This is a genomic window from Pauljensenia sp. UMB6358, assembly GCF_030216865.1.
Classification (GTDB): domain Bacteria; phylum Actinomycetota; class Actinomycetes; order Actinomycetales; family Actinomycetaceae; genus Pauljensenia; species Pauljensenia turicensis_A.
The window spans coordinates 130,086-144,245 of the sequence record NZ_JASOMS010000002.1; the positions used below are offsets into that span (position 1 = coordinate 130,086).

The following is a 14,160-nucleotide window of genomic DNA, read 5'->3' on the forward strand; positions in this document are numbered from 1 at the left end:
CCCTTAATTTTTCAGCTTGGGTGCGATGCGCTATTCACGAGGTCGGCCACCCGGACAAAACTGGGTATCTGTAAACGGGCCGGGCCTCGTATCCCTTAGCGCTTCTTCTTATTGGACTGGCGGCGGGCCTTGCGACGCTCTTGACGACGGCGCTCGAGCTCATCGGCTGACAGGCCGGAAGTGTCGGAGACAGCGGCTTTGCGCTCTTCGCGAGCACGATTGCGTTCAGACTGTGCCTTGCGCTGTTCGCGGGACATCTTCTTAGCCTGCTCGCGCTTTTCCTGCTGGGCGCGACGTTCATTGGCCTTAGAGGCTGCATCCTTGACACTACGCATCCACATTTCGTCGGGGAGCGTGGTCCATTCCTGCATGGACAGGTTGCGCAGGACAGAGACCTTTTCGCCGGCGCTCATGGTTTCGGGGAAGTCGGTGGCGACCTTCTGAGCCTTGGCCTTCGAGGCTGCTTCAGCGAAGGTCTTCTCATTCAGAGCGATAACCTCGGCGTTGTCAGCGGTTGCGGGCAGGGCAGAGCGTGCTTCGTCGTAGGAAGCGAAGAAGGGCTTTGCCCATTCGGCGTAGCGTGCTTCGCGGTGTGCGACGAGCTCCTTGTAGGCCGGTGAGCCGGGGGTCGGCATGACCTTGATCGTCCAGAAGGACTGACCGAGTGCCCAGAAGGAACCGGTCAGCATGTAGACCAGAACGCCCATTTGGAAGAAGGCGCCAGAGAACACGAACATCAGTGGCATGACGTAGAGCATGGACTTCTGCGACTGAACCATCGGGTTGTTCGGATCCATTGCCGGCGGCATGTTGCGAACCATGGACATGCGCATGGAGTAGAACTGCAGGCCAACCATCACGATGATCGCGATGACGAAGACGGCGACGGCAACAGTGCCATCACCGGAAGTAATGGTGTGCGACAGCGGGACACCGAAAACGGTCGAGCCGTTGATGTCGGATGCAACTGCCTGGGTGATCGGACCGAGGTGGTCGGTTTCGATGTTGGCGTACTTGTAGGTGCCGGCTGCTAGGTCCTTGACCGCGTAGATGGCGCGGTACATGGCGAACAGGATCGGCATCTGGACCAGCAGTGGCAGACAGGAAGCAAAGGGGCTGACCTTGTACTTCTTGTAGAGAGCCTGGGTTTCTTCGGCCTGCTTCTGACGTGACAGCTGGTCGGTCTTGCCCTTGTACTTGGCTTGGATGCGCTGCATTTCAGGCTGGACAGCCTGCATGGCGCGCGAGCTCTTAATCTGCTTGAGGAACAGCGGCACGATCAGGATACGAACGATCAGGGTCAGCAGGACGATTGAAATCACCCAGGCTGCACCCGAACCGGATGAGAATCCGATCAGCTCAAGGAAATCGTGGATCTTCACCCATACCCACGCCACCGCTATGGCGAAGGGGTGAAGGATCTTGTCAAACATGCGCGCTCCTTCAAGAAGTGCGGACGCTGAAAGCGTCCTTCGGTCGTCCGGCGGATGCCGGGAAATTCTGGGGGGTAGTGAACGAAGCGTATTCGTCGCTCATACCCATGGGGGCGGGTTGCACGATGTCGGTTGCGTTACCGGCCCAATCTTCTGGTGGTACCCATGGCTCTGGTTTCCAGCGTCCAACTTCGGGGACGTAGTCGACTCCGCCGTGGCTCCAAGGGTTGCATCGAAGGAGTCGCCAGGTGCCAAGGATGATGCCTTTGACAACTCCGTGGATTTCGATGGCTTGGAGCGCATATGCCGAGCAGGTGGGTGCATATCGGCATCGTGGTGCGATTCTGAGCGAAATATACCGCTGGTAGAAACGAATCGGGTAGGTGAAGATTCGCCTTACTAGTTCACGAGGCCGCGCACTCATCGAGCGTCCCACTTCTTCCAGGCGCGGTGAAGAGCCGAGTCTAAGTGTGTAGCGAGCTCGTCTGATGTACAGCCGAGGGCCTGGGAGCTTGCTCGAACGACGATGCGTGAACCGTCGGGCAGAGTGTCGAGCCGATCGCGCATGAGGTGCCGGAGCTGTCGTTTCACACGGTTGCGTCCCGTGGCCAGTTTGATTTCCTTTTTGGGTACGACGAAACCGACGAGGGAGTTCAACTGACCCTCGTCGGTTCGAGCGTGGACAATCAGGACTCGATCTCCGGCCCGTTTACCCTGTCGAAAGGTTGAGCGGAAATCGCCTGGATCGACCATCCGGTGTGCGCGAGGCAACACCAGTGCAGTCTCAGGCAGACAGCTTTGCGCGACCCTTGCGGCGACGCGATGCCAGAATGGCGCGGCCGGCGCGGGTGCTCATGCGCAGACGGAAACCGTGCGTCTTGGCACGACGGCGGTTATTGGGCTGGAAAGTCCGCTTGGTGGTCACAGCTGTTCTCCTTGGCGGCGAGCACCAGCACCGCTGGCACTCAACTTGTCGGTTGTATTGGTTCAGGTTCCACCGCACTCGTTGTGCGCAGGAACCTCTTGCGCGCCCTTTTGCGTGGGCACAGACAGATATCCAGGTTAGAAGTTCAGGTTTTATCAGTCAATGTGATAGCGCCGTCTGTGACGAAGTCCCCGTATCCACAACTGTGGAATACCTTGGGGATAACTTTTCCACAAATGAAAATCACATGAATTTCTTTTCGTTAGCGTGAACGTCGATTCTTTGGCGGAACTACGCGCTGACACTTTTGTAACTACAAATATGTGATTTAAAGATTCTTATCCACAACTTCATCCACAGGCTGTGAATTATTCACAAGACAAGTAGAGTAGCGACGTCACCACTGCTCAATGAGGGGCATAATTCGGTGATAGACCTCACGCAACTTCGCACTATTTAAAGGATCGATTGTGGAAACTCCATCGTTGAATGCTGCTTGGACACAAGCATTGGAGTTACTTGCTCAGACAGGTCTTGGTCCCGCAGGCATGGGATTTCTTCAATCCACACGTCCTTTGGGCAATATCGAAGGCACAATTCTTCTGTCCGTTCCCAATGACTTCACGAAGAACTGGATTGAACGCTCATCGTCAAGCGTGACGGATGCTCTGTCCCAGACCTTTGGAAAACGCACCAGGATCGCCATCACCGTTGACCCGGACATGGAACTGCCAGAAACCGCCGACGAAAAAGAGCATCAGGCGAAGAACGTAGAGGTGGCCTCGTCAACCGAAGATAATCAACCAACTACCAATGAGGTACCCAGCGCGGGGCACCACCAGACCGGCGATACACCCACCTATGCACAGAGCTTTTCGTACCCGTCGGCAGAAGAACGACTTCGACAGCTCGACGGCGTTGAAGCCATCAATGACTTCCCAGATTCTTCGTTTGAAGAGCACGATCCCAAGCGATTCTCATACGTTGCGCCTCAATCAACCGATCGCGCACTCGATACCTCGTCAACCAGGCTGAATCCAAAACACACATTCGATACCTTCGTTATTGGTCCGTCGAACCGCTTCGCTCACGCGGCAGCTGTCGCCGTTTCGGAATCTCCGGGAACTGACTTCAACCCGCTGTTTATCTACGGCGAATCCGGACTGGGCAAAACACACCTTCTGCAAGCAATCGGCCACTACACGCTGTCGCTCTACCCAAACCAGAAGGTCCGCTACGTATCATCCGAGGAATTCACCAACGAATTCATCAATGCAATTCGTGTCAACAACCCCAATAACTCGGCCGTTGAAGAATTCCACCGTCGATACCGTGAACTCGACCTGCTATTAATCGACGACATTCAGTTCCTTTCTAAGAAGGAGCAGACGATGGAAGGTTTCTTCCATACGTTTAATGCTCTCTATCAGGCCAATAAGCAGATCGTCATTACCTCGGACGTTCAGCCCAAGCACCTCGAAGGCATTGAGGAACGTTTGAGGTCACGCTTCGGATCGGGTCTGCTGGTTGATGTTCAGCCACCAGATCTGGAAACGCGTATTGCGATCTTGCAGAAGAAGACCGCAGACGAAAATCTGGATATTGACCCTGAAATCTTCACGTATATTGCTGAACGTATTTCGTCGAATATTCGTGAGCTCGAAGGTGCCATCCTTCGCGTAGTCGCGTATGCGAACCTCTACCACGAGAAGATTGACCTGGCGTTGGCAGAGATGACCTTGAAGGACTACATCTCTGACCCCGACGACACTGAAATTACTATTCCGCTGATCATGGGTCAGTGTGCAAAGTATTTCAACGTCACTATCGACCAGCTGTGTTCAACTGATCGCAGTCGCGCGATTGTCGAGGCACGTCAGATCGCTATGTATCTCTGTCGCGAGCTCACCGAATTGTCTTTGCCAAAGATCGGTCAATCATTCGACCGTGACCATTCGACGGTCATGCATGCAAATAAGAAGATCCTGGAACAAATGAAACAGCGTCGCGAGGTCTATAACGACGTCACTGAATTGACGAACCGTATTAAGAAGGTAGCGCGAGGCGGAAACTGACGACTCGACCTATCGCGGTCACCCTATTCGAAGTCTGTATCCCTTCAAGGATGTCGAAGGGCGGAGCTATACCTGCCTGCCGTCACTGCACATCACATATCAGAGCTTTCCTCGGTGTGAATGACACAGTGGAAAACGTGTCATTTGCTGATGATGGAGTGGGCTTACGTGTGAATGACAAAAACCAGTCATTTTTCATCCACAACTGCTCCTGTGTCATTCACACGATCGTACTCAGCTCTATCCACGATCAGTGTGGCTATATTCCAACGAAAAACATAGTTCTCCACTGTGTACACAACACTGATGATGAAGGTTCCTTTTAAAAAACGCGTAGCGAAAAAATCAACCGAACAGATGTGAGCGTGCCACCTTGTGGATTCACGTTGAACGAGTCAATTGGAATCTATTGCGTTGAACGCGGTGAATTATGGGTAATCAAACAACGATAAAAGTGTCAGACGATAGTTATTCACAACAAAATATTTTCTAGGTGAATAGTTGTAGTGCATACAGGTAGAATGGCGAGGCATGTGTCGTACGTACGTTGACCGAGTTTTTAATTGGAGGCCGGCATGAAGTTCACCGTCGCAAGAGACGTTCTTTCTGAGGCAGTGTCTTGGACTGCTCGCGCCCTGCCTGTTCGCCCAGCTAGCCCCATCCTTGCCGGTGTGCGTATTCATGCAGACAATGAGGAACTGACCCTTTCATCATTCGATTACGAAGTCTCCGCTAATTCGCGTATTCCGGCCAATGTGGAAGAAAAAGGCGAAGTTCTGGTTTCAGGTCGCCTGCTGGCAGACATTTCCAAATCGTTGCCGAATAAGCCAGTCACCATTGAACTTGATGGTCAGAAGGTGAATATGCGATGTGGTTCTTCGCACTTCACGCTTGCTGTCATGCCTTTGGATGAATATCCGTTGCTTCCACTTCAGCCACCGCTTGCGGGAACCGTTGACTCCGAGGTTCTGACACAGGCTATTTCCCAGGTTTCTATTGCCGCATCGCGCGATGACACTCTGCCGATTCTGACCGGTGTTCGAATGGAAATCGACGGCGAACACATGACCTTGCTTGCCACTGATCGTTACCGTTTGGCAATGCGTGAACTTGATTGGGAGCCTGCCGATACTTCGATCGAACAGGTTGCCCTCGTGAAGGCTCGCATTCTTCAGGATGTTTCGAAGTCAATGACGTCGGGTGCCAAGGTCGAAATTGGTCTGTCTAATGAAATGGTTGCGGGCGGGGCCTCATTGATTGGCTTCGCATCGTCGAACCGTCGGACCACGTCGACCATGATGGACGGCGATTACCCGCCGGTTCGCGGCCTGTTCCCTGAATCTACGCCGATCACCGCAGTGTGCGACCGCCACGAACTGCTTGAAGCTGTGAAGCGTATGTCGCTGGTTGCAGAGCGCAAGACCTCGGTTCGCCTGTCTTTCTCGGATGGTCAGCTGGTTCTCGAAGCCGGTCAGGGAGATAACGCTCAGGCATCCGAAGCAATTGAAGCTCACCTGAATGGTGAAGATATTGCGACCGCGTTCAATCCGCAGTTCCTGCTTGATGGCCTGGGCGTTCTCGACACGGATTTTGTTCGTTTCGGTTTCACTCACCCGACCAAGCCCGCCGTGATGACCGGCCAGTCGAAGGTGGATGAAGGCGAAGTGACGCAGTTCCGCTACCTGTTGATGCCGATTCGCTTCGGTGCCTGATCTTCATGCGCGTCTCGCACGTCGCGCTTGATGATTTTCGATCATGGTGCCACGTCGTCATTGAATTACCGGCTGGTCCCACGGTCTTTCTTGGCGCCAACGGTCAGGGGAAAACGAATCTCATTGAGGCTATCGCTTACCTGTCGACATTTTCTTCGCACAGGGTGTCTGCGGAGTCCTCGCTGGTTCGTATTCCGTTAGATGTCGAGGAGCGCCCGCCGGCTGGAGCGTTTGTCCGCGTGAAGACAGCCTTGGAAGACGATCGCTCCCAGGTTCTTGAGCTTGAGATCGTGCGTGGCAAGGCAAATCGGGCGCGAATTAATCGCACGAACGTGAAGCCGAAAGACATTCTGGGTCTCGTTCGTACGGTTGTCTTTGCACCCGAGGACTTGCAGATTGTTCGTGGAGATCCCAGCGTACGCAGGGCATTTCTTGATGATATTGCGGTTCAGATTCACCCCCTGTATTCGCAGACGAAGTCTGATTTTGACAGAGTGGCGCGCCAGCGGGCTGCGTTGATGAAGCAGGCGCAGGTGGCATTGCGACGGGGTCGCATCCCAGATATTTCAACGCTGTCTGTGTGGGATGAGCGGTTCGCTGAATTGTCCAGCCAGGTCACGGCAATGCGAGCATCTCTTGTTCGTCGATTGTCTGATCCCGTGGCAACGGCATATGACGATGTTGCCGATTCTCCTCGCCACTTGGTTTTGGCGATGGATGCGTCAATCGACCGAAAAATCGGGACGAATCCGGACGATCCGACAAGCGCCGACTTGGAGAATGTTGAGGCGCAGACTCAGCGTCTGTTGGCCGCCTTAGAACGTATTCAGGATCAAGAGATGGAGCGGGGAGTGAACCTTGTGGGTGCTCACCGTGATGATCTGTCATTGTGTCTTGGACATATGCCTGTGAAGGGCTTTGCGTCCCACGGCGAATCCTGGTCGGTGGGGTTGGCTCTGCGTCTTGGAGCTTTTGATCTTCTGGCTGATGACGGTGAAACCCCGATTCTGATCCTCGACGATGTGTTCGCCGAACTTGATACGAAACGGCGAGCTGGACTCACCACGCGTATGGATAAAGCGGATCAGGTGCTAATCACCGCTGCTGTTGAGGGCGATATTCCTCCCGAATTGGATGCACACGTTGTGAAAGTGGCGTGGTCGGTCGACAACGGCTCGGAAGTCCAAGAATGAACGAGCCCGAAGAAGACTTCCTGGCAGCGGCCTTGGCGCGTGCTCAGATGGATGCGCGCGCACGAGGTTTCACGCGTTCACCCGTGCCCACGTTCGTCATGCAAGGAGTGAAAGGTCCGACTCCGGGGGCACTTGTTGGCGCGAATGAAGATTGCGCGGTGGATATGTCTCGTGGTCAGGCAGATCTATCAGCCGAATCTGATTTCAGCGACAAGATGGCTGAAGCCGGCGACTTGAGTGGCATTGTTCAGGCTCAGCGCCATCGCCCAGAGGTGTGGGTAAAGACACCGGGCATGGCGGCCATGCATCGCTCGTATCATCGGTCTGGGCGTATTGATTCGATCCTGAGTTCGTTTGTGAAGGATAACAGCTGGTCGAATCAGATCCAGATTGCGTCGGTGTCGAATCGCTGGCCCGAGATTGTTGGTCCGAATATTGCCGAGCACACGCACATTGAAAGCTTCGAAGGCAAGAAGATTGTTGTGCGCTGTACGTCAACGGCGTGGGCGAAACAGCTGCAGTTATTGCTCCCCAGAATTCTGCGTCGCATCAGCGAGGTTGTCGGTAGTGGCGTGGTGGAACAGGTTGTGGTTTTGGGGCCGGTGGCGCCTTCGTGGAAGAAAGGTCCGCTGTCGGTACGAGGCCGGGGTCCGCGCGATACATACGGCTGATTGGGGCCGGATCAGGTGACGATGATGCGACCGGAAAATACACGTGTTTTTTATGGTGTGCGCGTCGATGGTTGTCTGTTTCTTATCACGGTGAGGGTGTGACTGGTCACATACCTATATTCGCAGGTCAGAAGATATTTCATTGCCTTTGTCACGGCGTGAGTTTCCCCGGTTTTATGGTCATTTTTGGTAGAATTAATGCGTTAAATCGTTGGGTTTTTCAGGCCCAGCTTGTATGAGGGGAGCCGCGTGGCTGACAACGAAAAGACGACAGGCGGGGCTGAAGGCTACGGTGCTTCAGACATCACCGTTCTGGAGGGGCTTGAGGCGGTTCGTAAGCGTCCAGGTATGTATATCGGTTCAACCGGTGAGCGCGGTCTGCACCACCTGGTCTACGAGGTCGTCGATAATTCTGTTGACGAAGCTCTAGCTGGATATGCGGATCACATCGAAGTAACAATTCTTGCCGATGGTGGTCTTCGCGTCGAAGATAACGGTCGAGGTATTCCCGTTGATATTCACCCGACCGAAGGTAAGCCCACGGTTGAGGTTGTCATGACCATCCTGCACGCCGGTGGCAAATTCGGCGGTGGCGGATACGCGGTGTCCGGTGGTCTTCACGGCGTCGGTATTTCGGTTGTGAACGCGCTGTCGACCCGCGTCGACACGATTGTCCGTCGTCAGGGGTATGCATGGCGGATGTCCTTTGCCAACGGCGGTACGCCGATCACGAAGCTTGAACGTGGCGAAGAAACCACCGAGACGGGCACAACACAGACGTTCTACCCGGATCCAAATATCTTTGAAACCACCGAGTTCTCCTTCGAGACCCTGCGTCAGCGCTTCCAGCAGATGGCCTTCTTGAACAAGGGTCTGCGTATTTCGCTGACCGATGAGCGCCCCACCGCTGTTGATGAGGGCGACGAGATCACCGGCGATGAAATGGGTCCCGCAGACGATCCGGTTCCCGGTCACCGTCAGGTCACCTACATGTACGAACACGGTCTACGTGACTACGTCGAATACCTGGATTCGGCGAAGAAGATCGAAACGATCAACAATGACATCATCGACTTCGAATCGGAAAACGATGAAGGCACGATGAGTGTCGAGATTGCGATGCAGTGGACCACAGCCTACTCGTCCAGCGTCCACACTTTCGCGAATACGATTAACACGACCGAAGGCGGTATGCACGAAGAAGGCTTCCGCACGGCGCTGACGACCATTGTGAACCGCTACGGTCGCGATAAGGGAATCATCAAAGAGAAGGATGACAATCTGACCGGCGATGACGTCCGCGAAGGACTGACAGCCGTCATTTCGATCAAGCTGACCGAACCGCAGTTCGAAGGCCAGACGAAGACGAAGCTCGGCAACACCGAGGCACGTACCTTCGTTCAGCAGCAGGTATATTCCCAGCTCACCGACTGGTTCGATGCTCACCCCGCAGACGCGAAGGCGATCATTAACAAGGGTCAGCAGGCGCAGCAGGCACGCGTCGCAGCCCGCAAGGCTCGCGAAGCTACCCGCCGTAAGGGTGTCCTTGAATCAGCGTCCATGCCGGGCAAGCTTCGTGACTGCTCCTCGCGCAAGGCTGAAGAGTGCGAAATCTTCATCGTCGAGGGCGACTCCGCAGGTGGTTCCGCCGTTGGTGGTCGCGACCCCGAACACCAGGCGATCCTGCCGATCCGAGGCAAGATCTTGAACGTTGAAAAGGCTCGCCTCGATCGCGCGCTGTCCTCTGACACGATCCGCTCACTCATCACAGCGTTCGGTACCGGTATCGGTGAAGACTTTGATCTTGAAAAGCTCCGCTACGGCAAGATCGTTATCATGGCCGACGCCGACGTCGACGGTCAGCACATCGCAACCCTGCTTCTCACTCTGCTGTTCCGCTACATGCGACCGCTGATCGAACAGGGCCACACCTATATCGCAATGCCTCCGCTCTACCGCATCAAGTGGACGAACGCCGAGCACGAATTCGCTTACTCAGATAAGGAACGTGACAAGCTCCTCGCAGCGGGTCAGGCAGCTAATCACCGCCTGCCCAAGGAAGGTGGTATCCAGCGTTACAAGGGTCTGGGCGAAATGAACGACCACGAGCTCTGGGAAACCACCATGGACCCGGCTCACCGTATCCTCAAGAAGGTCACCCTCGATGAGGCCGCCGACGCCGATGAGATCTTCACGATCCTCATGGGCGACGACGTCGATCTTCGTCGTTCCTTCATCCAGCGCAACGCCTCTGACGTGCGCTTCCTCGATATCTGATCTAACAGTCACGCACCGGCCGCAGGCCGGCCTCGTCAATAAAACTTAAGGAAAAACGTGAGCGACGAGCTAAACAACACAACCGACGCGGCTGTTGACTACGACCGTGTCCTGCCGGTTGACCTGCAGGTAGAAATGCAGCGCTCCTACCTCGACTACGCGATGAGCGTTATCGTCGGTCGAGCCCTCCCCGACGTGCGTGACGGCCTCAAGCCTGTTCACCGTCGCGTGCTCTACGCGATGTACGACGGCGGATACCGACCCACTTCCTCCTTCTCCAAGTCGTCCCGCGTCGTCGGCGACGTCATGGGTAACTACCACCCGCACGGCGATGCCGCGATCTACGATGCGCTGGCACGTCTGGTGCAGTGGTGGTCGTTGCGCTATCCGCTGGTTGCCGGTCAGGGTAACTTCGGTACGCCGGGTAACCTTGGCCCCGCAGCACCCCGTTACACCGAATGTAAGATGGCGCCTTTGGCGATGGAAATGGTCTGCGATATCGATGAAGAATCCGTCGATTTTCAGGACAACTACGATGGCAAGAACCAAGAGCCGACCATTCTGCCGTCCCGCTTCCCGAATTTGTTGGTCAACGGCTCCGAAGGTATCGCGGTCGGTATGGCGACCCGCATCCCGCCGCACAACCTGCGAGAAGTTGCCGACGGTATCCAGTGGGCGCTCGAGAACACTGAAGCATCCCGCGAGGAACTGCTTGAGGCTCTGATTCAGCGCATCCCCGGCCCGGACTTCCCGACCGGTGCCACGATCCTCGGACGCAAGGGCATCGAAGACGCTTACCGAACTGGTCGCGGTTCCATCACCCAGCGTGCAGTCGTCAACGTTGAGGAAATTCAGGGACGTCAGTGCCTGGTTGTCACCGAGCTTCCCTACCAGGTGAACCCCGACAATCTTGCCGACAAGATCGCTCAGCTGGTTCGTGACGGCCAGATCCAGGGTATTGCGGATATCCGTGACGAAACCTCGGGTCGTACCGGCCAGCGCCTCGTCATCGTCTTGAAGCGTGACGCGGTCGCCAAGGTTGTTCTCAACAACCTGTACAAGCGCACTCCGTTGCAGGAAAATTTCAGCGCCAACATGCTGGCGATCGTCGACGGTGTTCCGCGTACGCTCAGCTTGGACGGCTTCGTTCGTCACTGGATCACGCACCAGATTTCCGTCATCGTGCGTCGCACCCAGTTCCGTCTGCGCAAGGCTCAGGAACGCCTCCATATCTTGGAGGGCTACCTCAAGGCACTCGACGCTCTCGACGAGGTCATCGCGCTCATCCGTCGTTCGCCGACTGTCGACGAAGCACGTAAGGGCCTCATGGACTTGCTCGGTGTGGACGAGGTTCAGGCAGACGCGATCCTCGCCCTGCAGCTGCGTCGTCTGGCTGCTCTGGAACGTCAGAAGATTATGGACGAGCATGCCGAACTGACCGCGCGCGTCACCGATCTGCAGGACATCCTCGATACGCCGGCGCGTCAGCGTTCCATCATCTCGAGTGAACTGCAGAAAATTGTCGACAAGTACGGCGATGATCGTCGCACGCGCATCGTAGCCTTCGACGGAGAAATGTCGATGGAAGACCTCATTCCCGAAGAAGACGTGGTCGTCACCATCACCCGCGAAGGTTTTGCTAAGCGTACGCGCACCGACAACTACCGTTCGCAAAAGCGCGGTGGCAAGGGTGTTCGTGGCACGCAATTGCGCGGAGATGATGTTGTTGAGCACTTCTTCGTCACGACCACGCACCACTGGCTGCTGTTCTTTACGAACCTCGGCCGCGTGTACCGTGCGAAGGCATACGAGATCCCCGAAGGCGGTCGCGATGCCAAGGGCCAGCACGTTGCAAACCTGCTGGCATTCCAGCCGGAGGAACACATCGCGCAGGTCCTCGCCATCCGCGACTACGAGGTCGCCGACTACCTTGTCTTGGCAACCAAGTCCGGTTTGGTGAAGAAGACTCCGCTGAAGCTCTACGAGTCCTCACGTACCGGTGGCATCATCGGCATCAACTTGCGTGAAGATGAGGCCGGTAACCCGGATGAGCTCGTGTCCGCACAGGTCATTAACGCTGATCAGGACCTGATCCTGGTCTCGCGTGATGGCCAGGCAGTCCGCTTCGCCGCCACCGACGAGCAGCTCCGCCCGATGGGTCGCTCCACGGCGGGCGTTCGTGGCATGAGATTCCGCGGTGACGACGAACTGCTGTCCATGGAGGTTCCACGCGAGGGCGCTGATCTGCTGATCGTCACTGACTCCGGTTATGCGAAGCGCACTCCGGTTGAGGAATACCCAACGAAGTCCCGTGGCACGTTGGGTGTCCGCGTTGGCAAGCTCGTTGATGAACGCGGTGGCCTTGTTGGTGCACTTGTGGTCAATCCGGATGAAGACGTCATGGTCATCACCGAATCCGGCAAGCTGGTCCAAGTGAACGCCTCGGACGTTCGCCCAACGGCACGCAACACGATGGGCGTCATTTTCGCTCGCCCGGACGAGGACGACCGCATCATCGCGATCACTCCGAACCCGGAGCGCGATATTGATGATGAAGATGGCGAATCTGAATCTCAGGACTCCGATAGCTTGGGTGATGAAACGCCGACAAACTCTTCGAATGCTGACGAAAGCGCTGATAACACTGTAGCGTCAGAGCAAGAGTCCACCCAGGAAGGTAATGACGAATGAGCGACGCGCACGGCATGTATTCCATCAATGACACGCCTCGTCGAGTTGATATCGCTATCGCGCGAGTCGATGCGTGGACGGTAATGAAGGTGAGCTTCCTTCTTTCCGTCGCATTCGGCATTGCCATGGTGATTGCAACCGCTGTCTTGTGGTTCATGGTTGACGGTATGCATGTCTTTTCCACCATCGAAGACTTCATGAAGACCATCGGTGGTGAAAAGTTCATCCCGTTCCTTGACTATCTGCGTCTTCCCAAGGTTCTGTCCTACGCCACCATTGCCGGTGTCGCGAATGTTGTTCTGTTGACCGCCATCTCAACCCTTGGCGCCATGCTGTACAACCTCATCGCGTCCCTGGTGGGTGGCGTGAAGATCTCCTTGATGGACGAATAATCGTGTGGTGCGCTACATCACGCCATTCAATTTGAAGTTGGACGGTGGGTGTGCGTAACATAATCGAGTGCTCTTCGGGGTACAAGGTTGGGCCTATAGCTCAGTAGGTTAGAGCGCAGTCCTGATAAGACTGAGGTCGATGGTTCGAGCCCATCTAGGCCCACGTTCCGCAATCGCAAGAAAGGCGGAGATCCAATGAAGAAATGGATCACAGCACTCAGTGCGGTGGCTACGGCTGTTGCAGCGGGTATTGTTGTGCGACAGATTCTCGAAGATCTCTCCGACAATGTAGAGTTGTGGAAATCCGTGACGGACAATCCTTTCCAGGATTGATGTCATTGGGGCTATGGCGCAATTGGTAGCGCACCTGCTTTGCAAGCAGGGGGTTACGGGTTCGAGTCCCGTTAGCTCCACACATACCCCGGTACATTTCGGTGCCGGGGTTTTTCGTTTGTTGCCGCTGATTTGGGCGCGCACGGGCGTGGCACATACATGTTTGACTAAGCGGACTGGTCAGAGTTTCCGCGCAGTTCAATGGTCGTACTTGTGGCCGACAGAGCCTGAATCAGCAGGTAAAGGAACACTGCGACAGCAAGAAAGAACGCGCCGATAATGACATAGCCATGAGCGCAGATACGGTAGGTGTCAGCTGCGGCGACCTCGGTTGAAAATGTTGTTGCAATCAGGATGACGACCCAGCCTGAGAAGAACGCGACAATCCACCGTAACACCAGAGACATCGGTGTCTCCTTTCATCCGGGATAGTCCCAGTATGGCCGTGACATGGTTCA

At 55.5% G+C, this 14,160-nt stretch carries 13 protein-coding genes and 2 tRNA genes; 10 read left to right on the forward strand and 5 right to left on the reverse strand.

All coding sequences use genetic code 11. The features are described 5' to 3' along the window. Positions 1-95: 95 nt before the first annotated feature. From yidC to rpmH, 4 genes are read right to left on the reverse strand one after another with little or no spacing between them, the layout of a single operon-like run. Positions 96-1,433 (reverse strand): membrane protein insertase YidC, encoded by a 1,338-nt coding sequence (gene yidC / locus QP381_RS02225; protein WP_006680590.1) that lies wholly within the window; start codon positions 1,431-1,433, stop codon positions 96-98. Positions 1,434-1,443: 10 nt separating this feature from the next. Continuing rightward, the gene (yidD, locus tag QP381_RS02230) at positions 1,444-1,857 is read right to left on the reverse strand and encodes a membrane protein insertion efficiency factor YidD (RefSeq protein ID WP_103632872.1); all 414 of its coding nucleotides are present in this window, start codon (positions 1,855-1,857) and stop codon (positions 1,444-1,446) included. After that, positions 1,854-2,186 carry a ribonuclease P protein component gene (rnpA, locus tag QP381_RS02235; protein WP_218840465.1) on the reverse strand — a complete coding sequence of 111 codons (333 nt, stop codon included), beginning with the start codon at positions 2,184-2,186 and terminating at the stop codon, positions 1,854-1,856. The genes yidD and rnpA overlap by 4 nt, the downstream gene beginning before the upstream one ends. Positions 2,187-2,217: 31 nt before the next feature. Continuing rightward, complete coding sequence (rpmH, locus tag QP381_RS02240) at positions 2,218-2,358, reverse strand: 50S ribosomal protein L34 (RefSeq protein ID WP_101628105.1); 141 nt, start codon at positions 2,356-2,358, stop codon at positions 2,218-2,220. A gap of 509 nt (positions 2,359-2,867) precedes the next feature. Between rpmH and dnaA the strand changes: the two genes are divergently transcribed. The 10 genes from dnaA to QP381_RS02290 all read left to right on the forward strand — a co-directional run bounded on the left by dnaA (position 2,868) and on the right by QP381_RS02290 (position 13,782). Beyond that, on the forward strand, positions 2,868-4,433 hold the full coding sequence (gene dnaA, locus QP381_RS02245; protein WP_424133815.1) for a chromosomal replication initiator protein DnaA: 1,566 nt from the start codon (positions 2,868-2,870) through the stop codon (positions 4,431-4,433). A 575-nt stretch (positions 4,434-5,008) separates the two neighbouring features. Beyond that, the gene (gene dnaN / locus QP381_RS02250; protein ID WP_006680595.1) at positions 5,009-6,145 is read left to right on the forward strand and encodes a DNA polymerase III subunit beta; all 1,137 of its coding nucleotides are present in this window, start codon (positions 5,009-5,011) and stop codon (positions 6,143-6,145) included. A 5-nt stretch (positions 6,146-6,150) separates the two neighbouring features. Further along, complete coding sequence (gene recF / locus QP381_RS02255) at positions 6,151-7,338, forward strand: DNA replication/repair protein RecF (RefSeq protein WP_006680596.1); 1,188 nt, start codon at positions 6,151-6,153, stop codon at positions 7,336-7,338. Continuing rightward, positions 7,335-8,009, forward strand: a complete 675-nt coding sequence (locus tag QP381_RS02260; protein WP_006680597.1) for a DUF721 domain-containing protein — start codon at positions 7,335-7,337, stop codon at positions 8,007-8,009. The genes recF and QP381_RS02260 overlap by 4 nt, the downstream gene beginning before the upstream one ends. 249 nt (positions 8,010-8,258) lie before the next feature. Beyond that, positions 8,259-10,286 (forward strand): DNA topoisomerase (ATP-hydrolyzing) subunit B, encoded by a 2,028-nt coding sequence (gene gyrB, locus QP381_RS02265; protein ID WP_006680598.1) that lies wholly within the window; start codon positions 8,259-8,261, stop codon positions 10,284-10,286. 57 nt (positions 10,287-10,343) lie between these two features. Then, complete coding sequence (gene gyrA / locus QP381_RS02270; protein WP_103632869.1) at positions 10,344-12,977, forward strand: DNA gyrase subunit A; 2,634 nt, start codon at positions 10,344-10,346, stop codon at positions 12,975-12,977. After that, the gene (locus QP381_RS02275) at positions 12,974-13,369 is read left to right on the forward strand and encodes a DUF3566 domain-containing protein (RefSeq protein ID WP_006680600.1); all 396 of its coding nucleotides are present in this window, start codon (positions 12,974-12,976) and stop codon (positions 13,367-13,369) included. The genes gyrA and QP381_RS02275 overlap by 4 nt, the downstream gene beginning before the upstream one ends. 89 nt (positions 13,370-13,458) lie before the next feature. Continuing rightward, positions 13,459-13,532: transfer RNA gene (locus QP381_RS02280), tRNA-Ile, on the forward strand. A 32-nt stretch (positions 13,533-13,564) separates the two neighbouring features. Further along, positions 13,565-13,702 (forward strand): DLW-39 family protein, encoded by a 138-nt coding sequence (locus QP381_RS02285; protein WP_006680601.1) that lies wholly within the window; start codon positions 13,565-13,567, stop codon positions 13,700-13,702. A gap of 7 nt (positions 13,703-13,709) precedes the next feature. Continuing rightward, positions 13,710-13,782 (forward strand) — tRNA-Ala (locus QP381_RS02290). Positions 13,783-13,869: 87 nt separating this feature from the next. Here QP381_RS02290 and QP381_RS02295 read toward each other — a convergent pair. Then, positions 13,870-14,109 (reverse strand): hypothetical protein, encoded by a 240-nt coding sequence (locus QP381_RS02295; RefSeq protein ID WP_103632868.1) that lies wholly within the window; start codon positions 14,107-14,109, stop codon positions 13,870-13,872. Positions 14,110-14,160: the final 51 nt, after the last annotated feature.